Here is a 25,313-nt window from a genome sequence, read left to right on the forward strand (position 1 = left end):
TCAGCGGGTACGCCGGACCTCGCCGCGGAAGACGGCGTCGAGGTCGTAGCGGGCCGGTTCTTCGAGCTGGGCGTACCCGCAGGAGTCCGGATCGCGGTCCGGCCGCCAGCGTCCGAAGCGGGCGGTGTGCCGGAAACGTGCGGGGTGGCCGCCTTCGGTGTGCTCGTAGGCGACCTCGACGACCCGTTCGGGGCGCAACGGGATCCAGGCGTGTTCACCGGCCCGCCAGCGGGTCGGCGCACCCGGTACGCGTTGCTCCTCCCGCACGGACTCGCCGAGCCACGGATGCCGCCCTCCGGTGATCAGCGGGGCGAGTTCGGTGGCGAGCGCCCGGCGCCGTGCCGCCGGGAACGAGCCGACCACGCCGACGTGGTGCAGCACGCCCGCCTCGTCGTGCAGGCCGAGCAGCAGTGAACCGACCGCCTCTCCCGGTGCGCCGCCGACGTGCCAGCGCAGCCCGGCCAGTACGCAGTCCGCGGTCCGGGAATGCTTGTACTTGAACATGATCCGTTTGCCGGGGGAGTAGCCGGCGTCCAGCGGTTTGCCGATCACCCCGTCCAGCCCGGCACCCTCGAACAGGGTGAACCAGTGCTTCGCCGTCTCCGGATCGGTGGTGGCGGGCGTGATGTGCACGTCTGCGGACGCGAGCGCGATGAGCCGGTCCCGGCGGGAAGCGGTCGGTTCGTCGAGGAACGAGTCGTCCCCGAGCGCCAGCAGATCGAAGGCGACGAAACTGGCGGGGATCTGCTCGGCCAGCAACCGCACCCGGCTCTCGGCCGGGTGGACCCGCTCGGAGAGCGCGTCGAAGTCGAGCCTGCCGTCGCGGGCCACCACCAGTTCACCGTCCAGGACGATCCGGTCCGGCAGCGTGGACGTCAGCGAGACCACCATCTCCGGGAAGTACCGGTTGAGCGGCTTGCCCGACCGGGACTGCAGGGTCAGCTCGTCACCGTCACGGAAGACCAGGCAGCGGTATCCGTCCCACTTCGGTTCGAACAGCAACCCGCCGGAGCCGGGGATCGACGCCACCGCCTTGGCGAGCATGGGGGTGACCGGGGGTGTCAGCGGTAGCGCCATGGCGACATTGTGCCCGTGGGTCAGCGCACCCGCTGCCGTTCACCGGAATCGAGTTCGATGCGCACGGCGGTGGGCAGTACCTCGACGCCGAGCGACTCCCGTGCCCTGGACAGCACCCGTGCGTCCAGTTCTTCCCACACGGCTTTCAGGTCGGTGCCCTCGCGCAGCCACAGGGTCAGCCGCAGCGCCGGATTGGTGGTGTCGCCGACCGCGCGCGCCCTGGCCTTCGCGACGCCCTCGACGGACTCGGCGTCGGCCTGCACCGCGCTGGAGATCGCGCCGGAGGTGACGGTCAGCTCCTTGCCGACCTCGCGGTCGAGTTCGATGTCCGGGCGGCCTTCGGGGCGTAGCGACCGGAAGAACCACCAGAGCCCGAACACGAACAGCAGTACTCCGAGCACGATCGCGACGATCTTCGCCGGCACGGCGTGGCCGCCGAGCCATTCCACGGCCAGCGGATCGAGCACGGGCCTGCGGGCGCGGAAGTCGCCGAGCCAGCCGAGGCCGACCACGAGGGCCGCCACCCCGCCGGCCAGCGCCAGCAGACCGATCACGGACGTGAGGCCGCGCTCGGCGCCGTAGGAGCGGGCGAGTGCCTTGGTGGAAACGGACTTGCTCATCGGCGGTCCTTCGGTGAGTCGACCACGACGCTGACCTTCGGGCGCTTGGCGAGCGGGACCTCGCCGAGCAGTTCGCCGACGGTCTCCTGCAGTCGCGGCCGGAGCTGGTTCTCGGTCTCGAGCCTGCTCGTCGCGCGGACACGGACCTTCTTCGCGCTGGCGGTCACCGAGGCACCGCTGACGTTGTCCGCGGCGCGCACGTGGTGGCCGACCAGCCGGGCGAGGGAACGCGGGGACGTGGTGACGCTGACCTCGGTGGCCGGATCGGTCATCCGCACGGTGCGCTTGCGCGCGGAGACCGTGGCGAGCAACAGGATCAGGCCGGCGGCGGCGGTGATGCCCGCGACCAGCATGACGGTCGTGCTGTCCCAGGCCGTCTCGGCGAGCCGGTCACGCCACTGCGGCCATGGCAGCAGCAGCGGGGCGTCGGAGGGACGCCACCAGTGCCAGCCGACCTCGACCGCGAGCAGTCCTCCCGCCGCGGCGACGGCCAGGCCGAGCAGTGTCGAAAGTAGACGGACGAATACCCGCACGGTTCAACTCCATGTCATGTCGGCTCAGCGCACGCGCGGCTGAATCTCGGGAAGCAGCGCGGACACCGTGACCTCGAGCGCGCGGACCTGGTACGAGGTGATGTTCTGCACCTCGTCGGTGATCCGGCCGCGTACGTCGCCGACCACCGTCCGGACCGAGGCCGGATAGTGCAGGGCCAGGTCGACGCTGAGGTCCACGTCGTTGTCCCGGCCGGACACCTTCACGCTGGTGCCGTGCGTACCCAGGCCCACGCCGGCGACCCGGCGCTGCACCGCGGCGGTTCCGGGTACCTGGTCGGCGGCGCGCTGCGCCACCTTGCGCACGACCGAGTGGTCGATCCGGAGTGAACCCCTGTCCTCGGGCTCCGGCAGCGGTACCGGTTCCAGCCCGCTCACCGATCCCGGCCCCGGCCGAACATGTCGCTCAGGTCCAGTTCGCCGTCGAGCACCCGGCCGACCACGAGGCCGATCACGCCGACGGCGAGGGTGACCAGGAAGGCGATGAAGCTCTGCGAGGCCGCGAGGCCCAGCACGAGCCCGGCGATGATTCCGGTCTGTGTTGCGTTCATGTGTGCAAGCTCCTTGGCTAGCGCGACACCGCGGGCGTGCGGTGGTTGGGCGTGCGGTGCTGTCGGGCGCGAGGCGGGTCCGGGTCAGATGACCCGGGGCGGACGTTTGCGGCGGCCCCGCCATCGGCGTACCCGGTCGACGGTTCCGGCAACCCCGCCGCGGTCGACGACGATGTGGATCGGGGCGTCGTACCGCGAGAGGTTCTCCGGCTCGGTTGCCGGGGAACCGGGGGAGGCCGGCCCCGACGTGGTGCCGGTCTCGCGCTCGCCATCTCGCTGGGCGCGCAGCCGGCGCAGTCCCGCGGCGAACTCCTCGGGGTCGCCGCCGACGTCGGGGTGGTTGGCCCGCACGAACGCACGGAACGCCGCGCGTGACTCGCGGGCGTCGGTGTCCTCGTGCGGGCCGTGGGTCATCCCACCCGTTTTCCCGGCTGTTCCGGCGTTCCCGGCGCTGTTCCGTCCACTTCGGACGGTACCTCGCCGGTGTCCACATCGGTCACCTCGACGTGTACCGGGACGTCACCGGCGATCGCGCGCACTCGCGTGCGCAGGTCGCCGGTGACCGCCGGGAGGCTGCCCGTCAGGCGCAGTACGACGCCGATCTCCACCGGTTCGCCGAGTTCGGTGACCCTGACGCCGGCGACCTTGCGGCCCGGCAGGTGGGTGGCCAGCGCGCCGAACGCGCCGCCGTCCAGCCGGACCACCGCCGGGTGGCCGAGGACCTCGTTCGCGATGGCCTCGGCCAGCAGGCCGGGATCATCGGGGGTGGCGCCTGCGGTCATCGGTTCAGCTCCTTCGCGAGGGCGGCACGCCTGGGTGCGGCGCGTGCCGCGCCCAGGCGATCGTCCACATCGGACGATGTCGGATCACTCCACGCGCGAGGTCTCCGGCTCCTCGTCATCCTCGGGGAGGTGGATGTCGTTCACCGCGATGTTGACCTCGATGACGTCGAGCCCGGTGATCTGCTCGACGGTCGTGATCACGTTACGGCGCACGGAACGCGCGACGTCGACGATGCGGGCGCCGTACTCGACGACGATGTCCAGGTCGACCGCCGCCTGCTTCTCGCCGACCTCGACCGAGACCCCGGAGGTGGTGACCGTGCCCGAACCCGGGATGCGCTCGCGGATCGCACCGAACGCCCGGGAAACTCCGCCGCCGAGCGCGTACACGCCGGAGACCTCGCGTGCGGCGATGCCCGCGACCTTCTGCACGACGGAGGAGGAGATCGTGGTCTTGCCCGCGTTGCCCTCCTCGTTGAGTGCCGCGGAGTTACCGGCCCGGGTCACCGGGGAGGTGTCGGTACCGGCCTTGGTTGCAGTGGGCTGCGCCATGAATGTGTGCTCCTTTCCGAGCCTGAGATGGTGCCGCCGGCCGGCGAATGTGCCTGGCCTTGATCGGCGCCTGTGCGATCTACGATGTCGTTCCCGCCGACGGCCTTTCGCAAACTCACTCGAATGGACTAATAACCGATCGGGTGAAGTCGTTGACCTGCGGTTTAACGAGTGACCGACAACACAGGGCGCTGCAGGTGAGCGTACGCCGCCTCAGCCCGGATGCACGTCGACGACATGCACACTGACGGGTGGTGCCGTGGTTCCGAGCTGGTCCGCGAGCGCCGCCGCGAGACGTGAGCGCAGCGCGGCCCCCGCGTCGTCCGCGTGCACCCCGAACCGCACGGTCGCCAGCACTTCCAGCCCTTCGGGTTCCAGCGCGACGGCGGAGACGTGCACGCCGCCGATCGCCGCGCCGAGCTCGGTCGCGAGGGTGCGCGTCAGCAGGACCAGCGCGCGCTCGCCGACATGGAGGCGGCCGCCCTCCTGCTCCACGACGACCGGCTCGCCGTGCAGACGTCCGCGGACACCTCGAACCGAGCGCAGTACCCGGGAGACGAGGCCGGGTGGCGTCGGGACCGTCGCGGCCGCCGCCGAGCGGACCAGGCCCCAGGCCGGATCGTCGCGAGGGTCCGGCACCGGGGCGGATGGCTGCGGCGCACCGCTCGGGTCCGCGGACGTCATCGGACCTCCTTGAGTCGGGCGAGAAGGGCAACCCTTGCGCGGTGCAGCCGCGAACGCAAGGCTGGGACGCTCACCTGCAGCACCTCGGCCACCTCCTCGTAACTGAGTCCCTCGAGTTCCCGCAGTACCAGCGGAACCCGTTGTGCCACATCGAGACCCGCGATCGCCCGGTGGACGGCGTCGGCCTGCTCGGCTCGCACGGCGTGCTGTTCGGGCCCGGCTCGCCGGTCGGCCACCAGCGCCGTGTCCATCAGCCCGAGACCGCTCTCGTCGTCACCGTCGCCGGTGAGCGCGGCGTCCAGTGACACCGTGGGCTTGCGGCGGCGGATGTGGGCGAGCGCGGCGTTGGTCACCACCCGGTACAGCCAGGTGGAGACCTGCGACTCCGAGCGGAACGCGGCCAGCCCGCGCCAGGCCGAGATCCAGGCGTCCTGGAGCACGTCCTCCGCCTCGGCCGGGCTGCCGGTGATCCGCAGAGCCACCCGGTACATCCTCGGCGTGTGCCTGCGCACGAGCTGGTCGAACGCCGCCCCGTCGCCGCGCGCGGCACGGGTGACGAGCTGCTCGTCCGTCGGTCTCATCTGCCGCCCGTCCTGCGGTAACGGAACATGGTGTAGCCGTCCTCGTGCAGCAGCGAGGCGAGTTCCATCCGTCGCGGATCCACCGCCGCGCCGCCGTGCACGCCACTGACTATCCGCCCAGGGCCGGCACCGGCGAGCACGGGGGAGACGGTCAGGCAGAGTTGGTCGACCAGATCGGCGGCGACCAGCCCGCCGAACAGGCCCGGCCCGCCCTCGCAGTCGACCCGGAACAGGCGGCGGCGCGCCAGCTCGTCGACGATCGCCGACGGCGCGGCAACGCGCTCGCCCAGCACGACCACGTCCGCCCCGGCGGCGGTCAGCGCCCGGCGCCGTGCCTGCGGCGCGGACGCGGTGGTCAGCACGATCGGCGGGACCTCGGTGTCGGTCAGCAGTCGCGAGCCGGGGTCGATCGCGCAACGCGCGCTGACGACCGCGATCGGCGGTACCGGCGTCAGCCCGGCGGCGAGCCTGCGTTCCCGCCGCCGCCCGGTGGCACGGACGCCGCGGTAGTCCTCGGCGCGCACGGTGCCCGCACCGACCAGGACGACATCGGCCAGTTCCCGGCCGAGCAGGAAGACCCTGCGGTCGGCCGGGTGCGACAGCGCCTCCGATACCCCGGCGACCGTCGCCGCGCCGTCCGCCGAGGACACGAAGTTGGCCTGGATCCACGGCCTCGTCAGGGAATCCGGGTAGGCGTAGACGCCGGCCAGGTCGTCGTCGGAGAGCGCGGACGGCGGTGTGCCGTCCGGCGGCGTCGGCAGCAGGCTGTGCACCTGCCCATCCCAGCACGCCCCGTGTCCGCCGTCGATCCGGCCTGCCGCGCCTGTGCCAGGTCACTCGGACGCGCTGGCTAGCCTGTCCGCCATGACCGTCTCGCACCTCACCGACCGGACACCGAGCCTCAGCCCGGACGAGCTGGTCACCGCGCTGGTCCCGCCGCCGCGGTTCGACGGGGTCCGGTTCGCCACCTACGTGCCGAACCCCGAGGAGCCGAGCCAGGCCGCCGCGGTGCGGGACTGTGCCGCGTTCGCCGGGCGGGTCGCGGAGGCGGGCCGGAAACGGGCCGGCTGGCGCGGACTGTTCGGCGGGGGCAGGGACACCGGTCCGATGGGGCTCTATCTGGACGGCGGGTTCGGCGTCGGCAAGACGCATCTGCTCGCCTCGACCTGGCACGAGGCCCCGTCACCCAAGGCGTACGGCACCTTCGTGGAACTGACCCACCTCGTCGGCGCGCTGGGGTTCGCGGAGGCGGTCCGCAGGCTGTCCGAGCACCGTCTACTGGCCATCGACGAGTTCGAACTCGACGATCCGGGTGACACGATGCTGGTGACCCGGTTGCTGCGCGAGCTGACCGAGGCGGGGGTGTACGTGGCCGCCACCTCGAACACACTGCCGGACAAGCTGGGGGAGGGCCGGTTCGCCGCCGACGACTTCCTCCGTGAGATCCAGTCGTTGTCGGCCCGGTTCGGCGTGGTCCGCGTGGACGGGCCGGACTACCGGCACCGGGGACTGCCCGACGCGCCGCCGCCGGTCACCGACGCGGAGCTCGACGAGTCCGCGCGCAGGCACGAAGGGTCCACTGTGGATGACTTCGACGCACTGTGCGCGCACCTGTCGACCCTGCACCCGTCCCGCTACGGCAGGCTGCTGGACGGCACGTCCATGGTGCACCTGCGCGGCATCCGGCCCGCCGGGGACCAGAGCGTCGCCCTGCGCTTCGTGGCCTTCGCCGACCGGCTCTACGATCGCGCGATCCCGGTGGTCGCCTCCGGAGAGCCGTTGCCGAACCTGTTCACCGAGGAGATGCTCGCCGGCGGCTACCGGAAGAAATACCTGCGCGCCGTCAGCAGGCTCACCGCACTGGCCCGCGACGCCGGTCAGGTGGCGTCCCGGGATCGCTGACAGCCGCCGTCCCGCCGCGCGACCGGGGATCCGCCCGGTGCAGTGCCCAGGCCACGGTGAGCGTGACGGCGACGCCGAAACCCGCCGCGCCGAGCACATCGCTCGCGTAGTGAAACCGCGAGCCGACCATGCCGAGACCGACGGCGAGCAGCAGCACCGTGCCGAGGGTGACGACCACAGCGGTGGCTGTGCCGGGCCGGGCGAGCACCGCCAGCACGGTCAGCACCGCCACGAGACTGACGGTGTGTCCGCTCGGATACGCGAGATGGTCGTCGTAGACCCGGCCGAAGGCGGGCTTGAGCAGCCACGTGTTCGCCGCGACGGCGATGGCCGGGGCGAGAACGGCCAGTGCCGCGCCCGCCCGGTCCCGGTGCCGGAGGCAGGCGCAGACGACGATCAGCAGTACCGGCAGCAGCACCGGGGCCTCGGTCGGCAGCACCAGCAGCCGCAGCAGTGACCGCTGCTCCGCCAGCGCGCCGAGCACGGCGTCCTCGATCGCGGCGTCCGGCCCGCGCGGCTCGCGTTCCCCGGCGAACAGCAGTCCCGGCACCAGGGTGAGCAGGACGCCCGCGACCACGAGCACCAGCAGGCGCGGCGAGCCGGGCCCGGTCATCACCATGTCCTCCGCGTCGCCTGTCGTGGAGCCTGCCGGGCCGCCACGGCCCTCGGCGGGGAATTCGGTCGCGAGGCTAGCCCGGTCTGGGTGACCATGGAGCCGTGGGGTTTCTTGAGGCCAGTGTGCTCGCGTACCGGACCGGCGACGGCCGGGAACTGTTCGACGACGTCTCCTTCCGGGTCGGCGGCGGCGATGTGGTCGCTCTCGTCGGCGACAACGGGGCAGGTAAGACGACCTTGCTGCGGCTGATCTCCGGGGAACTCGATCCCGTCGGCGGTACCGCCAGGGTCCGTGGCGGGATGGCGGTGATGCCTCAGTTCATCGGCTCGGTACGGGACGACCGGACGGTGCGCGATCTGCTGCTCGCCGTCGCTCCGGGGGCGCTGCGGGCGGCGGCCGGCGAACTGGACGCCGCCGAGCTCGCGATGATGGAGGACGAGGACGAGCCCACCCAGCTTCGCTACGCGGCGGCGCTCGCCTCCTGGGGCGAGTGCGGCGGCTACGAGGCGGAGGTCCTGTGGGACACCGTGACGGTCGCGGCGCTCGGCGTGCCCTACGACCGCGCCCGGTTCCGCGAGGTGAGCACCCTCTCCGGCGGAGAGCAGAAACGGCTCGTCCTGGAGGCCCTGCTGCGCGGGCCGGAACAGGTCCTGCTGCTCGACGAGCCGGACAACTACCTGGACGTACCGGGGAAACGGTGGCTGGAGGCCCGGCTCGCGGAGACGCCGAAGGCGGTGCTGCTGGTCAGCCACGACCGGGAACTGCTCGCCGCCTCGGCGACCCACATCGTCACCCTGGAGGGCCGTACGGCGTGGGTGCACGGCGGTGGTTTCGGCGGCTGGGCCGCCGCCCGGCGCGCACGCGTCGACCGGATGGCGGAACTGCGCAGGCGGTGGGACGAGAAGCACCTGCAGTTGCGGGAACTCGTCCGCTCCCTGCAGCGGGCCGCGACGATGAGCGACGAGATGGCCTCGCGATACCGGGCAGCACAGACCCGGCTGCGCAAATTCGAGGAACAGGGGGCGCCCGCGTTGCCTCCCCGCGAGCAGCGGGTGCGGCCGCGGCTGCACGGTGGGCGCACCGCGTTGCGGGCGATCACCTGTGCCGGGCTGGAGTTGTCCGGGCTGATGCGGCCGTTCGACACCGAGGTGTTCTTCGGCGACCGGGTGTGCGTGCTGGGATCCAACGGGTCCGGTAAGAGTCATTTCCTGCGTCTGCTCGGCGGCGACACGACGGTGGCGCACACCGGCGAGTGCAGGCTGGGTTCCCGGGTGGTGCCGGGATTGTTCGCGCAGACCCACCACCATCCCGAGTGGACCGGACGCTCCCCGGTGGGCATCCTCGGTGAGGGGGAGGGCACCCGGCGCGGGGTCGACCGGGGAACGGCGACCGCGGCGTTGTCCCGATACGGGCTGGCCGCCTCGGCGGAACAGCCGTTCGAGACTCTGTCCGGCGGACAGCAGGCGCGTCTGCAGGTATTGCTGCTGGAGCTGTCCGGGGCGACCCTGCTGTTGCTCGACGAACCGACCGACAACCTCGACCTGGTCTCGGCCGAGGCACTGCAGCAGGCTCTCGGCGAGTTCACCGGTACCGTCGTCGCGGTGACGCACGATCGCTGGTTCGCGCGGACCTTCGACCGTTACCTGCTTTTCGCCGCGGACGGCACGGTGTCCGAAGTGGACGAACCGGTGTGGGACGCGGGCCGGGTCGACCGGGTGCGATGACACCGATGGGCGACACCATGCGGGCCGTCGTGGTCGGGCCGGGAGGCTGGCGGCACGAGGCCGTGCCGGTCCCGGTGCCCGGCCCCGGCGAGGTGCTGGTGCGGGTCACCGCCGCCGGGCTGAACCGGGCCGATGCCGACGAACTCGACGGGACGTACGCGCCGCGAGCGCGGCGTGCCGGCGCGGCGATCGCGGGCTCGGACCTGTCCGGCACGGTCGAACGGGCCGGCCCGGGTGTGCCCGCGGTGGCGGAGGGTGAGCACGTCTGCGCGATGGTGGACGGAGCGTTCGCCGAGTTCGTCGCCGTCGACCATCGGCTCCTGCTCCCGGTGCCGGCCGGGATGCCGATGACGGCAGCGGCCGCCTGGCCGTCGGCCCTGCTCACCGAGCACGACGCACTGTTCACCCAGGGCGGTCTGCGGCCCGGCCGGTCGGTGCTCGTCACCGGGGCCACGTCCGGTGTCGGACGCTACGGCGCGGAACTCGCCCGCTGGGCGGGCGCGTCCCCGGTGCTGGGCACCACCACGCGACCCGGGAACGCCGCCGCGCTCGCCGCGACGGGAGCACAGCCCGTCGTGACGAGCGTGGACGACCTCGCCGGCGTGGTCCTCGACGCCACCGGGGGCAGAGGCGCGGACATCGTGGTCGACCATGTTGGTGGGGAGCTGCTGGACGAACTGGTCGGGGTGACCGCGGTCGGCGGCACCCTGGTCCAGGTCGGCAGGCTCGGCGGCCGGTATTCGACACTGGACGTGGACCGGCTCGCCCGCCGCCGGATCCGTTTGCTGGGCACCAGTTTCCGCACCCGCGACGATGCCGCCCGCGCCAGGGTCGTGACCGCCGCCCGGGAGACGCTTTCCCCGCCGGGCAGGGACATCCCGGTGCCGCGGACCGCTGCCGTGTTCGCCTTCGACGAGGCGGAGCGGGCGCTGGCGTCGTTGCGCGCGGGCGAGGGCATGGGCAAGATCGTCCTGGCGATGGACGGACGAGCGGCAGGTGGGTGCGGGTGAGGATCGGGATTGCCGGCGGGGGCGTCATCGGGCTGAGCTGTGCCGTGCGGCTCGGCGAGGCCGGCCACGACGTCGTTCTGGTGTCCGCGCTGCCCGTGGAGCTGACCACCTCGATGGTCGCCGGCGGACTGGTCTATCCGCGGCACGCCGAGCCCGCGCGGCGGTGCGCGGACTGGACGGCGGCGAGCGTCGCCGAGTTCACCCGGCTGGCCGGTGCGGAGGGCACCGGTGTGCGGGCGTTGCCGGGCAGGTTGCTGCGCCGCGCCGAACGACCGGTACCCGGCTGGGCGGACGCGGTCGGCGGCATCGCCCGCACCGAACTCGGCAGCCCCTGGGTGGACGCCCTCGCGTTCCGCCCGCCGCTCGTGGACACCGCGGTGTACCTGCCGTGGCTGCGCGCCAGGGCCGCCGCGGCGGGCGTGCGCTTCGAGACCAGGACGGTGCCCGGGCTGGACGCGGTGCGTGCGGACGCGGAGCTGGTGGTGAACGCGGCCGGGCTCGGCGCGGGCCCGCTGGCCGGGGACACCCGGGTGACACCCGCTCGCGGACAGGTCGTGCACATCGCCGATCCCGGCCTCACCGAGTGGGTGGTGGACGAGGACGCCTTCAGTTACGTACTGCCGCACGGTTCCTACGCCGTCTGCGGTGGCACGGAGGAATCCGGCAGCGCCGACGCCACCGTCGACGAGGCGACCACGGCGGACATCCTGCGCCGGTGCGCGGAACTCGTCCCCGCCGTCGCGGATGCCGAGGTGCTGCGCGCCAGGGTCGGCCTGCGCCCGGCCCGGCCCGCGGTGCGCCTGGAACGCGTCCACGACGTCATCCACTGTTACGGCCACGGTGGATCCGGCATCACCCTGTCCTGGGGCTGCGCCGACGAGGTCGCCACCCTCGCCGGCTGACCGTCTTCCGCGGCCACCCGGCCGGATCGGACTGCGGCCACCAGTTCCTCGTCCTCGGCGCCCGGACCGGCACGGTCTGCCGCAGCGCCCGTTCGCGCTCGAACACCTCGGCCGAGGTGGTGAAGGTCCGCAGATCGGCCCGTACCGCCCGCGTGGCCACGATCGGCTCCTTCCGTCTCCGGTGGATGATCCACCCACCGTGCGGGGCCGGTCCAGGGTCCGCGGGCGGCCGGGCCCGGACCGATCAGTGGGCGAGGACCTCGGCGATCGCGTCGATCCCGCGGTCCAGCTCCTCCTGCGTGATCACCAGCGGGGGTGCGATGCGCAGCGTCGTGCCGTGGGTTTCCTTGCACAGCACGCCACGTTCCGCGAGCGCCAGTGACGCCTGTTTGCCCGTGGGCCCGCCCGGCGCGATGTCGACGCCTGCCCACAGGCCGCGGCCGCGCACGGCGGAGACACCGTCGCCGACCAGACCGGCGAGCCTGTCGTGCAGGTGGGCGCCCAGCGCGGCGGAGCGCTGCTGGAACTCCCCGGTGGCCAGCAGTCGCACGACCGCCCGGCCGACGGCGCAGGCGAGCGGGTTACCGCCGAAGGTGGATCCGTGCTCACCAGGCTTGAGCAGCCCCAGCACCTCCCGGGTGCCGACGACGGCGGACACCGGCACGATGCCGCCGCCCAGCGCCTTGCCGAGGGTGTACAGGTCGGCGCGCACCCGCTCGTGGTCGAGCGCGAGAAGCGTGCCCGTGCGGGCCAGCCCGGACTGGATCTCGTCGGCGATCATCAGCACACCGGCGTCGTCGCAGAGGCGGCGGACCTCGGCGAGGTAGCCGTCCGGCGGCACGACCACGCCCGCCTCACCCTGTACCGGCTCCAGCAGCACCGCCGCCGTCCGGTCGGTGATGGCGGCGGCGAGGGCGGCCGCGTCGCCGTACTCCACCGCGACGAACCCGGGCGTGAACGGGCCGAAGTCGGCGCGCGCGGTCTCGTCGTCGGAGAACGAGACGATGGTGGTGGTACGACCGTGGAAGTTCGAACCGGCGACGATGATCTCGGCGGTGTTCGCGGGCACGCCCTTCACCCGGTACGCCCACTTGCGTGCCAGCTTGACGGCCGACTCGACGGCCTCCGCACCGGTGTTCATCGGCAGCACCACGTCGGTGCCGGTCAGCTCGGCCAGCTCCCGGCAGAACGGGCCGAGCTGGTCGTGGTGGAAGGCGCGCGAGGTCAGCGTCGCGCGGCCGAGCTGTGCGACGGCCGCCTCGACCAGCGCCGGGTGCCGGTGGCCGAAGTTCAGCGCGGAGTAACCGGACAGGAAGTCCAGGTACCGGCGGCCGTCGACATCGGTGACCCAGGCGCCCTCTCCCTCGGCGATGACCACCGGGAGCGGGTGATAGTTGTGCGTGCTCCACTGCTCGTCGAGCGCGATGAACTCGGCGGACCCGGCGGCCCTGATGTCTTCGGCGAACGTAGTCATGCGTTCAGGTTAGAGCCTCCTGGGCGGTGAATTCATCCGGACAACGTTGCTTCGCGGCGCTGTTCGTTGCGCCTTTGCGGGGTTCTGGCAGGGAAACATTGTGCGGGGTGTACCTCTCCGCTCACCGCCGCGCGTCCCGCTACCCTGCGCGCATGTCGCACGAGGAACGGGTACGGGAAGCGTTGCTGGCCACCGGGGAACTCCCCGAACCACGCGCGGTCCCGGTGGGCCCGCGAACGAAGGCGGAGGGCCGGGAACGGCTCGCCGAGACCGGCCGGGATCTGGCGGCACTGCAGGAGGCGCTCTACGCGGAGGGATCGACCGGCGGCGGGCGCAGCGTGCTGCTGGTACTCCAGGGAATGGACACCTCCGGCAAGGGCGGGACGGTCGGGCATGTGCTCGGCATGGTGAATCCGCAGGGCGTGCGGGTGGCGGGCTTCGGCGCGCCGACGGAGGAGGAGCGGCGGCACCACTTCCTGTGGCGGATCCGCCCGCGGCTGCCCGATCCGGGCCGGATCGGCGTCTTCGACCGCTCCCACTACGAGGACGTCCTGGTGCCCCGCGTGCGGGGACTGCTGCCCGCCGAGCAGTGGCGGGCCCGGTACGCCGAGATCGGCGCCTTCGAACGTGAGCTCACCGCCTCGGGCACGACGATCGTCAAGGTGTTCCTGCACATCTCACCCGAGGAGCAGCTCGAACGGCTGCGCAAGCGGCTCACCGATCCGGCCAAGTTCTGGAAGTACAGCCCCGCCGACCTCGACGACCGCGCCCGGTGGCCGGACTTCCAGCAGGCCTACGCCGACATCATCGCGCGTACCTCGACCCGGGACGAGCCGTGGTACGTCGTGCCCGCCGACCGCAAGTGGTACCGGAACTGGGCGGTCGCCGCCCTGCTCGTCGAGACGCTGCGCGAGCTCGCCCCGAGGTTCCCCGAACCCGCGTACGACCGCGTGGCCGAACTGGCCCGTATCGACGCCGACACCCTCACCAGCGCGCGGGCAACTGGCAGCCGCGGCTGATCGTCTGACAGAGTGCCATCCGTGACCGCAGAGCTCTCCTTCCTCCGGCAGCAGGCCCGTACGCAGCGCTTCACCCTCGGCGCGCCGAAGGAGTTCCGGGTCTCCCCGGACGGGGCCACGGTGTTGTTCCTGCGCGCGGCGTCCGGTACCGACCGGCGCAACAGCCTGTGGTCGCTCGACCTCGGCACCGGCACCGAGTCGGTGGTGGTCGATGCCGCCGAACTGCTGCCCGGTGAGGAGGAGCTGCCGCCCGAGGAGCGGGCCCGCCGGGAACGTGCGAGGGAGACATCCGGCGGGGTCGTCGGCTACGCGGTGGACGGCGAGTTCCGGATCGCCACGTTCTCCCTGTCCGGCAAGCTGTTCACCGTCGACCTCGCCGACGGCACGATCACGACGCTCGTCGACGGCGCGGCGATCGACCCGCGGCCGAACGCCGCCGGCACTCACGTCGCCTACGTGCGCGACCGCGGCCTGCGTATCGCCGACCTCGGGACCGGGTCCGACACCCTGCTGATCGGTGAGGACGGTGAGGACGGTGAGGACGGTGAGGACATTGCCTGGGGGCTCGCCGAGTTCATCGCGGCCGAGGAGATGAACCGGGCGCGCGGCTACTGGTGGTCCCCGGACGGGCGCGCCGTACTCGTCGAGCGCACCGACCGGTCCGCCGTGCCGCGCTGGAACATCGCCGACCCGGCGAACCCGGACACCCCCGTCGACACCGTCGCCTACCCCGCTGCCGGATCGTCCAATGTGGACGTGTCGCTGTCGTTCCTCGGACTGGACGGTTCGCGCGTCGACGTCGAGCGCGGCGACTGGGAGTACCTGGCGGCCGTGCACTGGTCGGTGGGCGGCCCGCCGCTCATCGCCGTCCAGTCGCGCGACCAGAAGTGGTACGAGATCCACGCCGTCGACCCCGCGGACGGCTCGACGCGGCGCCTGCACGCCGAGGACGACGAGCACTGGATCGACCTGACCGCCGGGGTTCCGGCGTGGACAGCAGACGGGCGGCTGGTGCGGGTGAGCCCCGCCGACGGCAGTCACCGGCTGATCGTCGACGGGGTCGCGGTGACCGACCCGGTGCTGCAGGTCCGCTCGGTGCTGCACGTCGGCGAAGAGGTGCTGTTCAGTGCTTCCGCCGCCGATCCGACCCAGATCCACGTGTACCGCACTTCCGGTGGCTCCGTCGAACGTCTGTCCACATCGGACGGTGTGCACATCGGATCCGGCGGCACCGAGGTGACCGTTCTCTCGTCGTGGAGCCTGGAACGCAGTGGCCCCGAGGTGTCGGTGCTGTCCGACGGCAAGGCGGTCGCCGGCATCACATCGTCCACAGTGGACCCCGGAATCGTTCCGGAGCCGCGCTGGCTGACCGTCGGCGAGCGCGGACTGCGTGCCGCACTGTTGCTGCCGAGGGGATACGAGCCCGCGGATGGTCCGCTGCCGGTGTTGCTCGACCCCTACGGCGGGCCGCACGCGCAGCGCGTACTGCAGAGCCGCAACGCTTTCCTCACTTCGCAGTGGCTGGCCGACCAGGGCTTCGCCGTGCTGGTCGCCGACGGCCGCGGCACGCCGGGTCGGGGCCCCGCCTGGGAACGGGAGATCGCCGGCGCGCTCGCCGAGGTGACGCTCGCCGACCAGGTGGACGCCCTGCGCGCCACGGCGGCGAAGCACCCGGAACTCGACCTGGGCAAGGTCGCGATCCGCGGCTGGTCCTACGGCGGTTACCTGTCCGCGCTGGCCGTACTGCGCCGTCCCGATGTGTTCCATGCCGGAGTCGCGGGCGCACCGGTCACCGACTGGTCCTTGTACGACACGCACTACACGGAACGGTATCTGGGTACCCCGCAGGACGAACCGGACAGCTACCGGCGCAACTCGCTGATCGCCGACGCACCGGAACTGCGGTCCGCGTTGCTGCTCGTGCACGGCCTCGCCGACGACAACGTGTTCGTCGCCCATTCGCTGCGGCTCTCCTCGGCGCTGCTGGCGGCGGGGCGTGCGCACACCTTCCTGCCGCTGGCCGGGGCGACCCACATGTCGCCGCAGGGCGAGGACATGGCCGAGAACCTGATGCTGACCCAGGTGCGCTGGATCAAGCGCGAACTGGGCGTCGAATAGCCGCGGGCCGAGAGGTGGAGAGCATGCAACGCTGGGGTATCACCATCCCGCTGACCGGGGTGCCGCTCACCGCGCACCGCGAGCTGGTGGAGCAGTTGCCGGACCTGGGCTACACGGACGCGTGGTCGGCCGAGACCGCGGGCACCGACGCGTTCTCGCCGCTGGTGCTCGCCTCGCAGTGGGCGCCGGAACTGCGGCTCGGCACGGCGATCGTCCCGGTCTACACCCGCGGTCCCGGCCTGCTCGCGATGAGTGCCGCGACCGTCGCCGAGTGCGCGCCCGGCAGATTCGTACTCGGCATCGGCACCTCGTCACCGGTGATCGTCCGCAACTGGAACGCCGCCGAGTTCGAGCAGCCGTACGCGCGCACCCGGGACACGCTGCGGTTCCTGCGTTCGGCGCTGGCGGGGGAGAAGGTGACCGCCGAGTACCCGACGTTCTCCGTCGGCAAGTTCAAGCTGGAACGGGTTCCCGACCCGGCGCCACCGATCATGCTCGCCGCGCTGCGCCCGGGAATGCTGCGACTGGCCGCGCGGGAGGCCGACGGTGCCATCACCAACTGGCTCGCACCCGGGGACGTACCGACGGTGCGGGCGGAGATCGGCCCGGACACCGAACTGGCGGCCCGGGTGTTCGTCTGCCCCACCGAGGACGCCGACGCGGCCAGGGGACTCGGCAGGATGCTGATCAGCAGCTACCTGACCGTGCCCGTCTACCGGGCGTTCCACGAATGGCTCGGCCGCGGCGAGGCACTGGCGCCCATGCACGAGGCGTGGGCGGCGGGCGAGCGGCAGCGTGCCAACGAGGTCATCCCGGACGAGGTCGTCGACGAGCTGATCGTGCACGGCAGCCTCGACGAGTGCAGGGAGAAGGTCCAGTCCTATGTGGAGAACGGGCTCGACACCCCGGTGATCGCCCTGCTGCCCACCGGTGGCGACCCGTTCGAGCAGGTCCGGGGCCTCGCGCCGCGCTGACCGAGCGTGACGGGCCCCTGCCGACGAGCCGCCGAACCGGGCGCGCTAAAGTAGACGGCATCGCCAGCACGCAGGGCGAGGCCGGGATGTGGCGCAGCTTGGTAGCGCACTTGACTGGGGGTCAAGGGGTCGCAGGTTCAAATCCTGTCATCCCGACCGGCAAAGGGCCTTCGCAGGTTGTTCACTGCGAAGGCCCTTTTCTTTGATCGTGACCGCCGCTGTCAAGACGAGCGGATCACTCAGCGACACCTTTACCCGGCAATCGGGGTCCGCGCATCGCCGAGGGGCGGGCGCCGCGAGTCCGCGGAACGGCTCACCGGACGGGGCAGCGCACCGGATCGGTGGTGATGCCGTCACCGGTCAGCCGGACCGTGGTCCGCGCGGTGCACGCGATCTGGTGCATCGCGGTGGGCGACAGCGAGTCCGGTGCGATCGCCAGGGACACCGTCGCCGCGCCGTCGGGCCCCTGGACGAGGTCGATCGGTGCGGCGGAAGGAGACACCTCGGTGGTGAAGCCGCGCGCGGCCTCGTCCGGGCTCACCCCGTCCGGCAGGATCGCGAGCGCCGTGGCGACGTCCGTGCCCGCCGACGATCGCAGCACCATGGCCAGCTCTCCGTCGCGGACGAAGTACAGCGGGGTTCCCTCGGTGGCGACGTCAGGGCCGGGCGCACCGGGAATGACCTCGCTCGCACCGACACCGCAACCCGTGCAGACGGCGAGCAACAGCACGACGGCAGCCGGTCCACGCCTCATGACGCTCCTCCCTGGTGGCTCGGCAGGCGGAGAATGAACAGCGCGCCGCCGCGTGGGTGGTTCGCGGCCACCAGGCTTCCCCCGTGCAGGCGGGCGTTCTCCCAGGCGATGGCGAGCCCGAGCCCGCTGCCCTCGGACCGTGTCCTGGCACTGTCGGCCTTGTAGAAGCGATCGAACACCTGCGGGAGCACCTCCCCGGAAAGGCCGGGACCGTCGTCACCGACCTCGACCACCACCTCGCCCGCTCCGGCCCGGACCGTGAGGACCACCGGCGGTGCCCCGTGCTTCAGTGCGTTGCCAGCCAGGTTCGCCACGATGACGTCGAGCCGCCGCGGGTCGAGCCGTGCGGTCAGGCCTTCGGGCAACTCGGTCCGTATCTCGTCGGCCCAGCCGCGGGCGTGCAGGGTGGCCCGCACGGCCTCGGCGAGATCCACATCCTCCAGTGCGAGCGCGGCGGCACCGGAGTCGAATCTGCTGACCTCGATCAGGTCGTTCACCAGCCGGGTCAGGTTGTGTACCTCCTGGCTGACCAGCCGTGCCGCACGGCCCGCGTCCCCGGGCAGCAGCGCGGTGTCCTCCTCGAGCACGTCGGCGACCGCGGTCATGGCGGCCAGCGGCGTCCGCAACTCGTGCGAGACGTCCGCGACGAAGCGCTTGGCGTCGGACTCCATCCGGCGCAGGTCCTCGATGTGCCGTTCCAGCGCGCTCGCGGTGGTGTTGAAGGTGCCCGCCACACCGGCCAGTTCGTCCGCACCACGGACCTCCAGCCTGGTCGCGAGATCACCCTCACCGAGCCGTCGTGCCGCATCGCCGAGCTCGCGCACCGGCCGCAGCACCCCGCGCGCGGCGAACAGCGCGAGCCCCACCGCGAGCACCATCGCGCCCCCACCGGTCAACCAGGCCAGCAGTGACAGTTGCTTGACGGCCTCGTCCTCCGCGGTGAGGTCGTAGGTGCTGTAGACCTCGATGCCGGAGCGGTACGAGGAATCCTCGATGCGCAGCGGGACACCGATGACCAGTGCCGTGCCGCGGGAACGGGATACCCGCTGCCACGCGACCGTGCCTGCTCCCACCGTTGCCCGCAGTTCCGGGGAGGCCGCGGCGACGTCGCCTGCGGACCGGGACCGCAGCGTGCCGTAGACGGCGCTCGCGTGTTCCTTCCCCTCGGACAGGGAGTTGGAGATCCAGTCGAGCTGGTCCTGGCTCGGTGGCATCTCGGCGATCGGCGGCATTCTCCTGACCCGCTCGATCAACGCCAGTACCGCCGTGTCCTGTGCCTTCTGCAGGATCACACCGCGCGCCTGCACGTACATCACACCCGCGACCCCGGCCGTGGTGACCACGACGAGCACCGCGAACGCGGTCAGCAGCCGGGCCCGCAGACCCCACGGTGCCCGGTCGTGACCGAAGATGTTGTTCACACCGGCCCGAAACGGTAGCCGAAGCCGCGCACGGTCTGCACGTACACCGGTGCCGTCGAGTCGTTCTCGATCTTCGCGCGCAGCCGCTGCACGCACGCGTCGACGAGCCGCGAGTCGCCCAGGTAGTCGTGCTCCCACACCGCGGACAGGAGCTGCCGCCTGCTCAGCACGCGCCCCGGCGCGGCGGAAAGCTCGAGCAGCAGGCGCAGTTCCGTCGGCGCGAGGCTCACCGGCACGCCGTCCTTGCTCACCACGAGCCCGTCCCGGTCCACGGTCAGAGTGCCGTACCGTTCGGGCTTCGGTCCAGCGTGGTCCTCGCCGGCTGCCCGTTCGGCGGTGGTCCTGCGCAGCACGGCGCGGATCCTGGCGTCCAGCACCCTGGGCCGGACCGGTTTGACCACGTAGTCGTCGGCACCGGCCTCCAGACCTGCCACCACGTCGATGTCGTCGTTGCGCGCGGTGAGCATGATGATCGGCAGGTCCCCGCCCGCCCTGATCCGGCGGCAGACCTCGAACCCGTCGATGCCGGGCAGCAGCAGGTCCAGCACCACCACGTCCGGTGATGTCCCGGCCAGCAGCGTGAGGCCCCGCTCGCCGGACTCCGCGACCTCCACGGCGTGGCCCGCTCTGCCGAGCGCGAGCTGCAGTCCGTCGCGCACCGCCGGGTCGTCTTCGATCAGCAGAATTCGGGACACGCGCTGAAGCATCGCAAAACCTGGCGGGTTTCGCGCGTCCTTCACGGCCGTGTCCCGCTCGCGGCCGCGGCCGACCGCCCCCGTGCGGGTTCGGCCCGAGCCCCGGCCGAACCCAGTACGTGCACGAGCACCAGGGTGGTCGCGGTGACCACCGCTCCCGCCACCGACATGGCGATCAGCAGTGGGGCGGGCCCGGGTGCGAGGACGCCCGCGTAGACCACGGGCGCCAGCGACAGCGGCAGCATCAGCACGGCCGCCAGCCAGTTCGCGGCGTCGGAGACCCGGTACGGTTCGGTGGCGGGCCGCAGGACGGCCACGGCGAGGCAACCGAGTGCGGCGGCGAGCAGCACCGCGGCGACGACGTCGCTGAGCCGGTGCCAGCCCGCCACCATGGTCGCGGCGGCGATCACCGATACCCCGGCGGCTCCCGGCACGGCCACCAGCCCGCGCATCCGCGCGGGTACCGCGACCAGCAACCCCACCAACAGGCCCGCCGCCGCGGCGACGTGGCCGCTGGGAAAACTGTTGTGCGTGGTCGACCCGAGAAGGCCGAAGTCCGGTCGCTCGATCATCGGCTTCAGCGCTCTCGCCAGACCCGCCGAGCCGAGGAAGACCAGCACCCCGGCCACCCCGGCCCGTGCTCGCCCGCTCGCGATTCCGGTCAGCAGCACGGCTCCCACCAGCGTCAGCAGCGTCGCCGTGTCGCCGAAGGACTCCAGTACGGTCTTCGCGGGCGCCACCAGCCCGGTGGTCTGCTCGTAGCCGCCGCCACGTTCTGCGCGGGGAAGAAGATCGCGGTCCACCGACTGGCCCGCGGACGTCCACACGAACACCGCGCAGACGACGGCCGCGGCGGCGCCGAACCCCAGTGCGGCCCCGAACAGTCCGTACCTGCTCGCCGTCCGCGCATCGGGTGGCCTGGTCATCAGGTGCGCAGTCATGCCCTCCACCATGACGACGGCTCGTTCCCGGACGGTCCGCGCCGTGTCATCGTCGTGTCACAGTCTTCCCGGCCGCACGGTGATCCGTGGCGTCCGTGCGAAACCATGACACGACCGTCGCGCGGCCGTCACGGAACCCGCGCCGCGGCGGCACATTTACCGCCGAGACTCGGCTCCATGATTGTTTCCGACACCAGCCGCGATCGGATTTTCGCGATACTGACCAGGTTTCTCGCGCTGGCACTGCTTCCGTTCGCGTTCGTCTGCGCGCCGGGAAGGGCCCGCTTCCTTGCCTGCCAATGGGCTCTGGGGCTGCGCTTCCCGGACGAGGACCTGGCCGGGCTCACCGCGACGACGCGTGACGCGCTGACGGCTGCCCGCGCCGTGGCCTTCTGGCGGGACCGCCGGCTCATCGGCGTCACCTCGGGGCACCGCGACCACGCGCGGCAGCGTGAACTGTTCGCCGAGGAGGTCGCCAGGCTGGGCTCGCCGCATGCGGCCCGCACCCGGGTGCTGCCTGCCGAGGAATCCGCGCACGTCAAGGGAATCGCCGTCGATGTACGCCCCGTCGAGGGCGCGCGCTGGCTGGAGGACCACGGCGCCGCCTATGGCCTGTACCGCACCTACCGCAACGAGTGGTGGCACTTCGAGTACCGGACGAGCAGACCCGAGCAGCGCCCGCACCCCGGTGCCCGGCTCGCCCTCGTCCTGAGCTGACCCCACGGACGCTCACCCCGCGGTCCGGGCGGCGCCGGGCCGGGTGGCGAAGGCGTCCCGGAGCGCGGGTGGGGAGGGGACGGTGATGTCGGCGTCGAACCGGGCGAGAGTGGCGGCGAGGCCCATCCCACGTCATGGCCTACGACGTATGGAAGGCCGAGTCGTGGAACCCGGGGGAGATCCCGTTCTACCTTTCCTTGCGCGGAGCGGACGCGGGGGAGAGCACCGGCTACTGGAACACACTGGCCAGGGGTTCGACGATCGTCGAACCCCTTGGGCCCTCTGTGTTCTCGACGCTCTAGGGCGAGTTGACCGACCGCTTCGGCGGCACCTGGATCATCGACGTCATCGCCCCGCCCGCCCGCTGAGAGCGACCGCCACCACGGCCGTTCGGGTGCCGTGTCGGATGTGGACGGTGAAGGCGGTCGCCCGGCGAACCGGGCGACCGCCTCACGACGGGGTCGTGAACGGATCAGGTGGCGCAGCGCGCGTCGGTGGCAGGGGTCTTGAGAGTCGTCAGGTAGTCGGCCACGGCCTGGTTGACGCAGGGGTTCGCACCGGCGGCGGCCATCGTGTGCCCGTCACCGTCGACGCTGAGCAAGCTGCCCTTCAGCATCTCGGCCATGCGGGTCGCACCGTCGTAGGGCGTGGTCGGGTCCCTGGTGAACGAGACGGTCAGCGTCGGGGCCAGGCCCTCGATGTGTTCCGGCAACGGATACGCGGGCTTCGGCGCGGCGGGCCACACCTCACAGGAGTCCACGGTGCCGTCGGTGTCGCGACCAGGGTCGGCGAACGGAGCGGCCTGATAGATCTGAGCCCGGAAGTCGGCGGCCCGCTCCTTGTTCATGCGCTGCTCGTCCATGCAAGTGATGGCGTAGTTCGCGCTGGTCATGTTGCTGCCGCGGCCGTCCGCTTCGCGTCCGCTGCCGAGTTGGAGAAGTTCGACGAAGAGGGAGGGGTCGCCGGCCTGGATCCCGGCGAGTCCCATCGGGACCGCGGGCCACGCCTCCGGGTCGTAGAGGGCGTAGATGGTGGCGTTGACCGCGTCCTGGTAGGTGAACTGCCGTCCGTCGCCGTACTGCAGCGGCTGATCGAGCAGCGGCCGGACGATCTCCTGGAACCGTTCGGTTGCGCCTGCCGGGTCGGTGCCGAGCGGACAGTCCGGGCCCGCCGCGCACTGGGCGGCCATCGCGTCGAACGTCTGCTGGAAACCCGTGTACTGGCCCAGCCTGCGTTCGTTGCCGGCACGGGGATCGACGGCACCGTCGAGCACCATCGCGCGCACGTTCTGCGGGAACTGCTCGGCGTACAGGGCGCCGATCCGGGTTCCGTAGCTCTGGCCAAGGAAGTTCAGCTTCTCCTGCTGGAGCGCGCCGCGCAGGACGTCCATGTCGCGGGCGGTGTCGCGGGAACCGACGCTCGCCAGCGTCTGCGCTCCGCCGGAGCGCTCGCCGCACTGCTCGGTGAGCCTGCGCGCGTCGTCCGCGGTCCAGTCGCCCGCGGTGAGGAAGAACTCGGTCGAGGTGTCGCCCTTGAGATACTGCTCGGTGGTGAAGCACTCGACGGCGGGGGTGGAGGCGCCGACGCCGCGGGGATCGAAACCGATCAGGTCGAACTTCTCGGTCACCGCGCTCTGGGCGAGATTCTCGGCCGTGGTGGCCGCGAAAACCATGCCCGCGCCGCCGGGGCCGCCGGAGTTGAGCAGCAACGGCCCCTGCGACTCACCCCGTGCGGGAGCCCGCAGCATCGCGATCTGCCCGGTCGGGCCGTCCGGATTCGCGTAGTCCAGCGGTACCTCCAGCCGGGCGCACTGGAACCCCGGCTTGGCGGCGAACGCCTTCTCGTCCGCGGCGGTGGTCGCGTACCCCTCGCAGGAACCGAACTGCAGCTTCTGGTCGTAGAACCGGGCCAGCTCGGGAGGCGACTGGGCAACGTCGGAGGGAGCCGGCGCCGATTCGGAACAGGCGCCGAGCGTCAGCAGTACTGGCAGGACGGCGGCCACCGGCCACCGTCGGGAGCGACGTGAGATGAACATACGGGAAGCTTGCACCTGGACGTAACGGCACACTCCAGTCGAAATCGAGTGATTCGGATCACCCAGACGGCGGAGCAGGCACTCGTAGGCAGCTCGCCCGGTGTCCTTCTTGGCCGTGCCGAAGCGGCACAGTGTGTATTGGTGCCAATCGAGAACGGAGGCGGCATGGTGTGGAGTATCCGCGAGATCGCCGAGTTGGCGGAAACGAGCCAGCGGGCGGTCCGGCACTACAACGAGATCGGTTTGCTGGAGCCGCCTGCCCGAACGGCCAACGGGCACAAGCGATACGGCGAGAACCACCTGGCACGCCTGCTGCGGATCAAGCGACTGACCGAACTCGGCCTCTCGCTGTCCAGGATCTCGGTCCTGGACGCTCTCGGCGACCGGCCGGAGGAAGCACGGCGCTTCCTCGACGCCGAACTCACCGGCACCATGGACCGGCTGCGCCGGGTTCAGGCCGAGGTCACCACCATCCTGCGGGAGCGCGTGCCGATCGAGCTGCCCTCGGGGTTCGCCCCGGCCACCGTTGGCAGGCAGTTGAACCACGCCGACCGGTCGTTCCTGGTCGTCATGTCCAGGGTGCTCGGTGTGGAACGGCGCCGCGCCTACGCCGACCTGCTTCGCGAGCAGGCCACCGATCCGGCCGGTCTCGAGTTCACCGGCCTCGATGCCGACGCCGACGACCGCACCTGCCGGGACCTTGCCGAGCGAATGGTGCCAGCGGTCCACGGAATCCACATCAGACACCCCGCGCTCCGTGATCTGCACGCCGGCGCCCCGTTCGGGAGTGACCGTTCGAAGTCGGCCACCGAGGCGGCGAAACGGGAGCTCTACAACCCGGCTCAACAGGACGTGATGCGCCGACTGCACATCCTGCTCCCGCGGACCGCGAACTCGGTCGCGGGAGGGTGAGGATCGGGCCGGGGATCGCGGAGGCCGGAAACCGGTGACCGGGCCCCGTCCGGCAATTGGCGTGGTCGCGGCGGAAAGCCCGAGTACGACACCGGTACGAAGACTTCCCGTCGTACAGCCGGTCGCGGCCTCGATCACGAAACCCATCGACCGAAAACTACCGGACAGGGCCTAGTCGTCACGAGTCCGATGTGGACGGATGGCCTCGGGCTTGTGCACCGCGTCCTTTCCGCTTTTCGCACTGCGCACCCGGTACTGCGGTTCGTCCGGCGAGGCGTCGACGGTCCGGCCGGCGGCCGTGGTGCTCTCGGTGATCTCCTCCACCACCTCGCCGTGCGTCCGCGAGCCGTGGCTGGACCACTCGACCTCGTCTCCGGGCCGGTAGCGCTCTTTCGACATGTCATTCCTGCTTTCGCGTCGGCGGAAGTTGCCCCGGTTTGCCCCGGAACGTTTCGGCGGTGCACGCCATGGCCGTGAACCAGGGGTACCCGAACCCGGAACAGTCAATCCCGGACCCGGTCGCCGGGGGAGTGCTTGCTCGACGGTGCGCGGACGCCTCGCACCACACGTCGAGCGGCCTGGTAATGGTGCTGACCGTCGACGGGCTGCCGTGGTGTGCGACCGCGGTGGCAACCCTGCCTTCGGCATTCGCGGCGTTCGTGGTCGTTCGACTGATCCTCCGGTGAACTCACGGTCGTACG

Annotated in this window: 30 protein-coding genes and 1 tRNA gene; 12 read left to right on the plus strand and 19 right to left on the minus strand. The window is 71.7% G+C overall.

The window, feature by feature from the left end; genetic code table 11:
• From CFN78_RS21580 to CFN78_RS21630, 11 genes are all read right to left on the minus strand, one after another.
• On the minus strand, positions 1-1,077 hold the full coding sequence (locus tag CFN78_RS21580) for an ATP-dependent DNA ligase (RefSeq protein ID WP_094864685.1): 1,077 nt from the start codon (positions 1,075-1,077) through the stop codon (positions 1-3).
• A 20-nt stretch (positions 1,078-1,097) separates the two neighbouring features.
• On the minus strand, positions 1,098-1,697 hold the full coding sequence (locus CFN78_RS21585; protein WP_094864686.1) for an Asp23/Gls24 family envelope stress response protein: 600 nt from the start codon (positions 1,695-1,697) through the stop codon (positions 1,098-1,100).
• Positions 1,694-2,230, minus strand: a complete 537-nt coding sequence (locus CFN78_RS21590) for a DUF6286 domain-containing protein (protein WP_094864687.1) — start codon at positions 2,228-2,230, stop codon at positions 1,694-1,696. Before CFN78_RS21590 ends, CFN78_RS21585 begins: the two co-directional genes overlap by 4 nt.
• Before the next feature lie 24 nt (positions 2,231-2,254).
• Positions 2,255-2,626: an Asp23/Gls24 family envelope stress response protein gene (locus tag CFN78_RS21595; RefSeq protein ID WP_165777655.1), complete on the minus strand. Its 372-nt coding sequence runs from the start codon at positions 2,624-2,626 to the stop codon at positions 2,255-2,257.
• Positions 2,623-2,799, minus strand: coding sequence for a hypothetical protein (locus CFN78_RS21600; protein WP_094864688.1), 177 nt, complete (start codon positions 2,797-2,799; stop codon positions 2,623-2,625). The genes CFN78_RS21595 and CFN78_RS21600 overlap by 4 nt, the downstream gene beginning before the upstream one ends.
• 84 nt (positions 2,800-2,883) lie before the next feature.
• Positions 2,884-3,213: a hypothetical protein gene (locus CFN78_RS21605; protein WP_094864689.1), complete on the minus strand. Its 330-nt coding sequence runs from the start codon at positions 3,211-3,213 to the stop codon at positions 2,884-2,886.
• Positions 3,210-3,581: a hypothetical protein gene (locus CFN78_RS21610; RefSeq protein WP_094864690.1), complete on the minus strand. Its 372-nt coding sequence runs from the start codon at positions 3,579-3,581 to the stop codon at positions 3,210-3,212. The genes CFN78_RS21605 and CFN78_RS21610 overlap by 4 nt, the downstream gene beginning before the upstream one ends.
• Positions 3,582-3,665: 84 nt before the next feature.
• Positions 3,666-4,133: an Asp23/Gls24 family envelope stress response protein gene (locus CFN78_RS21615; protein WP_094864691.1), complete on the minus strand. Its 468-nt coding sequence runs from the start codon at positions 4,131-4,133 to the stop codon at positions 3,666-3,668.
• 213 nt (positions 4,134-4,346) lie between these two features.
• Positions 4,347-4,817: a hypothetical protein gene (locus CFN78_RS21620; protein ID WP_094864692.1), complete on the minus strand. Its 471-nt coding sequence runs from the start codon at positions 4,815-4,817 to the stop codon at positions 4,347-4,349.
• Positions 4,814-5,398, minus strand: a complete 585-nt coding sequence (locus tag CFN78_RS21625; RefSeq protein ID WP_094864693.1) for an RNA polymerase sigma factor — start codon at positions 5,396-5,398, stop codon at positions 4,814-4,816. The genes CFN78_RS21620 and CFN78_RS21625 overlap by 4 nt, the downstream gene beginning before the upstream one ends.
• Complete coding sequence (locus CFN78_RS21630; protein ID WP_094864694.1) at positions 5,395-6,171, minus strand: pyrimidine reductase family protein; 777 nt, start codon at positions 6,169-6,171, stop codon at positions 5,395-5,397. Before CFN78_RS21630 ends, CFN78_RS21625 begins: the two co-directional genes overlap by 4 nt.
• A 91-nt stretch (positions 6,172-6,262) precedes the next feature.
• Between CFN78_RS21630 and zapE the strand changes: the two genes are divergently transcribed.
• Positions 6,263-7,300, plus strand: coding sequence for a cell division protein ZapE (zapE, locus tag CFN78_RS21635; protein ID WP_094864695.1), 1,038 nt, complete (start codon positions 6,263-6,265; stop codon positions 7,298-7,300).
• On the opposite strand, the gene CFN78_RS28595 is transcribed toward zapE, so the two are convergent.
• Entirely contained in the window at positions 7,251-7,913 is a 663-nt protein-coding gene (locus tag CFN78_RS28595) for a phosphatase PAP2 family protein (protein ID WP_133116413.1), read from the minus strand. The two genes, zapE and CFN78_RS28595, sit on opposite strands and share 50 nt — an antisense overlap.
• A 104-nt stretch (positions 7,914-8,017) precedes the next feature.
• On the opposite strand from CFN78_RS28595, the gene CFN78_RS21645 reads away from it, so the two are divergent.
• Genes CFN78_RS21645 through CFN78_RS21655 form a run of 3 tightly spaced genes read left to right on the plus strand, consistent with a single transcriptional unit; the run spans position 8,018 to position 11,552 of the window.
• Positions 8,018-9,640: an ABC-F family ATP-binding cassette domain-containing protein gene (locus tag CFN78_RS21645; protein WP_094864697.1), complete on the plus strand. Its 1,623-nt coding sequence runs from the start codon at positions 8,018-8,020 to the stop codon at positions 9,638-9,640.
• 5 nt (positions 9,641-9,645) lie between these two features.
• Positions 9,646-10,650 carry a quinone oxidoreductase family protein gene (locus CFN78_RS21650; protein ID WP_165777656.1) on the plus strand — a complete coding sequence of 335 codons (1,005 nt, stop codon included), beginning with the start codon at positions 9,646-9,648 and terminating at the stop codon, positions 10,648-10,650.
• Positions 10,647-11,552, plus strand: coding sequence for an NAD(P)/FAD-dependent oxidoreductase (locus CFN78_RS21655; protein WP_094864800.1), 906 nt, complete (start codon positions 10,647-10,649; stop codon positions 11,550-11,552). The genes CFN78_RS21650 and CFN78_RS21655 overlap by 4 nt, the downstream gene beginning before the upstream one ends.
• Before the next feature lie 244 nt (positions 11,553-11,796).
• Here CFN78_RS21655 and rocD read toward each other — a convergent pair whose 3' ends face one another.
• On the minus strand, positions 11,797-13,026 hold the full coding sequence (rocD, locus tag CFN78_RS21660) for an ornithine--oxo-acid transaminase (protein WP_094864699.1): 1,230 nt from the start codon (positions 13,024-13,026) through the stop codon (positions 11,797-11,799).
• A 152-nt stretch (positions 13,027-13,178) separates the two neighbouring features.
• On the opposite strand from rocD, the gene CFN78_RS21665 reads away from it, so the two are divergent.
• From CFN78_RS21665 to CFN78_RS21680, 4 genes are all read left to right on the plus strand, one after another.
• Positions 13,179-14,045 (plus strand): PPK2 family polyphosphate kinase, encoded by an 867-nt coding sequence (locus tag CFN78_RS21665; RefSeq protein ID WP_094864801.1) that lies wholly within the window; start codon positions 13,179-13,181, stop codon positions 14,043-14,045.
• Positions 14,046-14,066: 21 nt separating this feature from the next.
• Complete coding sequence (locus tag CFN78_RS21670; protein WP_094864700.1) at positions 14,067-16,163, plus strand: S9 family peptidase; 2,097 nt, start codon at positions 14,067-14,069, stop codon at positions 16,161-16,163.
• A gap of 23 nt (positions 16,164-16,186) precedes the next feature.
• A complete protein-coding gene (locus CFN78_RS21675; RefSeq protein WP_094864802.1) occupies positions 16,187-17,137 on the plus strand; it encodes an LLM class F420-dependent oxidoreductase in 951 nt (316 codons plus the stop codon).
• An 82-nt stretch (positions 17,138-17,219) separates the two neighbouring features.
• Positions 17,220-17,293: transfer RNA gene (locus CFN78_RS21680), tRNA-Pro, on the plus strand.
• Between the two features lie 157 nt (positions 17,294-17,450).
• Here the strand turns inward: CFN78_RS21680 and CFN78_RS21685 are convergent.
• The 4 genes from CFN78_RS21685 to CFN78_RS21700 are packed head-to-tail and all read right to left on the minus strand — an operon-like array spanning position 17,451 to position 20,948.
• Positions 17,451-17,891, minus strand: a complete 441-nt coding sequence (locus CFN78_RS21685; protein ID WP_133116414.1) for a hypothetical protein — start codon at positions 17,889-17,891, stop codon at positions 17,451-17,453.
• Positions 17,888-19,312: an ATP-binding protein gene (locus CFN78_RS21690; protein WP_240519610.1), complete on the minus strand. Its 1,425-nt coding sequence runs from the start codon at positions 19,310-19,312 to the stop codon at positions 17,888-17,890. Before CFN78_RS21690 ends, CFN78_RS21685 begins: the two co-directional genes overlap by 4 nt.
• Positions 19,309-20,019, minus strand: a complete 711-nt coding sequence (locus CFN78_RS21695; RefSeq protein WP_094864702.1) for a response regulator transcription factor — start codon at positions 20,017-20,019, stop codon at positions 19,309-19,311. Before CFN78_RS21695 ends, CFN78_RS21690 begins: the two co-directional genes overlap by 4 nt.
• A 29-nt stretch (positions 20,020-20,048) precedes the next feature.
• The gene (locus CFN78_RS21700) at positions 20,049-20,948 is read right to left on the minus strand and encodes a phosphatase PAP2 family protein (protein ID WP_165777657.1); all 900 of its coding nucleotides are present in this window, start codon (positions 20,946-20,948) and stop codon (positions 20,049-20,051) included.
• 177 nt (positions 20,949-21,125) lie between these two features.
• Between CFN78_RS21700 and CFN78_RS21705 the strand changes: the two genes are divergently transcribed.
• Positions 21,126-21,665, plus strand: a complete 540-nt coding sequence (locus CFN78_RS21705; RefSeq protein WP_094864704.1) for a M15 family metallopeptidase domain-containing protein — start codon at positions 21,126-21,128, stop codon at positions 21,663-21,665.
• A gap of 134 nt (positions 21,666-21,799) precedes the next feature.
• Entirely contained in the window at positions 21,800-21,967 is a 168-nt protein-coding gene (locus CFN78_RS29280) for a hypothetical protein (RefSeq protein WP_165777658.1), read from the plus strand.
• Between the two features lie 170 nt (positions 21,968-22,137).
• On the opposite strand, the gene CFN78_RS21710 is transcribed toward CFN78_RS29280, so the two are convergent.
• Positions 22,138-23,700, minus strand: coding sequence for an alpha/beta hydrolase (locus tag CFN78_RS21710; protein WP_094864705.1), 1,563 nt, complete (start codon positions 23,698-23,700; stop codon positions 22,138-22,140).
• Between the two features lie 141 nt (positions 23,701-23,841).
• Between CFN78_RS21710 and CFN78_RS21715 the strand changes: the two genes are divergently transcribed.
• Positions 23,842-24,612: a helix-turn-helix domain-containing protein gene (locus CFN78_RS21715; RefSeq protein ID WP_240519611.1), complete on the plus strand. Its 771-nt coding sequence runs from the start codon at positions 23,842-23,844 to the stop codon at positions 24,610-24,612.
• 171 nt (positions 24,613-24,783) lie between these two features.
• Here CFN78_RS21715 and CFN78_RS21720 read toward each other — a convergent pair whose 3' ends face one another.
• Complete coding sequence (locus CFN78_RS21720; protein WP_094864707.1) at positions 24,784-25,011, minus strand: hypervirulence associated TUDOR domain-containing protein; 228 nt, start codon at positions 25,009-25,011, stop codon at positions 24,784-24,786.
• Positions 25,012-25,079: 68 nt separating this feature from the next.
• Between CFN78_RS21720 and CFN78_RS28805 the strand changes: the two genes are divergently transcribed.
• On the plus strand, positions 25,080-25,298 hold the full coding sequence (locus CFN78_RS28805; protein ID WP_133116415.1) for a hypothetical protein: 219 nt from the start codon (positions 25,080-25,082) through the stop codon (positions 25,296-25,298).
• Positions 25,299-25,313 lie beyond the last annotated feature (15 nt).

This window comes from Amycolatopsis antarctica, assembly GCF_002262875.1.
Lineage (GTDB): Bacteria > Actinomycetota > Actinomycetes > Mycobacteriales > Pseudonocardiaceae > Amycolatopsis > Amycolatopsis antarctica.

What these genes read in the sequence shown, in the direction of transcription:
- CFN78_RS21580 (WP_094864685.1), bottom strand. Translation starts at nt 1,077, where the DNA reads ATGGCGCTACCGCTGACACCCCCGGTCACCCCCATGCTCGCCAAGGCG.
- CFN78_RS21585 (WP_094864686.1), bottom strand. Translation starts at nt 1,697, where the DNA reads ATGAGCAAGTCCGTTTCCACCAAGGCACTCGCCCGCTCCTACGGCGCC.
- CFN78_RS21600 (WP_094864688.1), bottom strand. Translation starts at nt 2,799, where the DNA reads ATGAACGCAACACAGACCGGAATCATCGCCGGGCTCGTGCTGGGCCTC.
- CFN78_RS21605 (WP_094864689.1), bottom strand. Translation starts at nt 3,213, where the DNA reads ATGACCCACGGCCCGCACGAGGACACCGACGCCCGCGAGTCACGCGCG.
- CFN78_RS21610 (WP_094864690.1), bottom strand. Translation starts at nt 3,581, where the DNA reads ATGACCGCAGGCGCCACCCCCGATGATCCCGGCCTGCTGGCCGAGGCC.
- CFN78_RS21615 (WP_094864691.1), bottom strand. Translation starts at nt 4,133, where the DNA reads ATGGCGCAGCCCACTGCAACCAAGGCCGGTACCGACACCTCCCCGGTG.
- CFN78_RS21620 (WP_094864692.1), bottom strand. Translation starts at nt 4,817, where the DNA reads ATGACGTCCGCGGACCCGAGCGGTGCGCCGCAGCCATCCGCCCCGGTG.
- CFN78_RS21625 (WP_094864693.1), bottom strand. Translation starts at nt 5,398, where the DNA reads ATGAGACCGACGGACGAGCAGCTCGTCACCCGTGCCGCGCGCGGCGAC.
- zapE (WP_094864695.1), top strand. Translation starts at nt 6,263, where the DNA reads ATGACCGTCTCGCACCTCACCGACCGGACACCGAGCCTCAGCCCGGAC.
- CFN78_RS28595 (WP_133116413.1), bottom strand. Translation starts at nt 7,913, where the DNA reads ATGACCGGGCCCGGCTCGCCGCGCCTGCTGGTGCTCGTGGTCGCGGGC.
- CFN78_RS21650 (WP_165777656.1), top strand. Translation starts at nt 9,646, where the DNA reads ATGGGCGACACCATGCGGGCCGTCGTGGTCGGGCCGGGAGGCTGGCGG.
- rocD (WP_094864699.1), bottom strand. Translation starts at nt 13,026, where the DNA reads ATGACTACGTTCGCCGAAGACATCAGGGCCGCCGGGTCCGCCGAGTTC.
- CFN78_RS21665 (WP_094864801.1), top strand. Translation starts at nt 13,179, where the DNA reads ATGTCGCACGAGGAACGGGTACGGGAAGCGTTGCTGGCCACCGGGGAA.
- CFN78_RS21675 (WP_094864802.1), top strand. Translation starts at nt 16,187, where the DNA reads ATGCAACGCTGGGGTATCACCATCCCGCTGACCGGGGTGCCGCTCACC.
- CFN78_RS21685 (WP_133116414.1), bottom strand. Translation starts at nt 17,891, where the DNA reads ATGAGGCGTGGACCGGCTGCCGTCGTGCTGTTGCTCGCCGTCTGCACG.
- CFN78_RS21695 (WP_094864702.1), bottom strand. Translation starts at nt 20,019, where the DNA reads ATGCTTCAGCGCGTGTCCCGAATTCTGCTGATCGAAGACGACCCGGCG.
- CFN78_RS21700 (WP_165777657.1), bottom strand. Translation starts at nt 20,948, where the DNA reads ATGACTGCGCACCTGATGACCAGGCCACCCGATGCGCGGACGGCGAGC.
- CFN78_RS21705 (WP_094864704.1), top strand. Translation starts at nt 21,126, where the DNA reads ATGATTGTTTCCGACACCAGCCGCGATCGGATTTTCGCGATACTGACC.
- CFN78_RS29280 (WP_165777658.1), top strand. Translation starts at nt 21,800, where the DNA reads ATGGCCTACGACGTATGGAAGGCCGAGTCGTGGAACCCGGGGGAGATC.
- CFN78_RS21710 (WP_094864705.1), bottom strand. Translation starts at nt 23,700, where the DNA reads ATGTTCATCTCACGTCGCTCCCGACGGTGGCCGGTGGCCGCCGTCCTG.
- CFN78_RS21720 (WP_094864707.1), bottom strand. Translation starts at nt 25,011, where the DNA reads ATGTCGAAAGAGCGCTACCGGCCCGGAGACGAGGTCGAGTGGTCCAGC.
- CFN78_RS28805 (WP_133116415.1), top strand. Translation starts at nt 25,080, where the DNA reads ATGGCCGTGAACCAGGGGTACCCGAACCCGGAACAGTCAATCCCGGAC.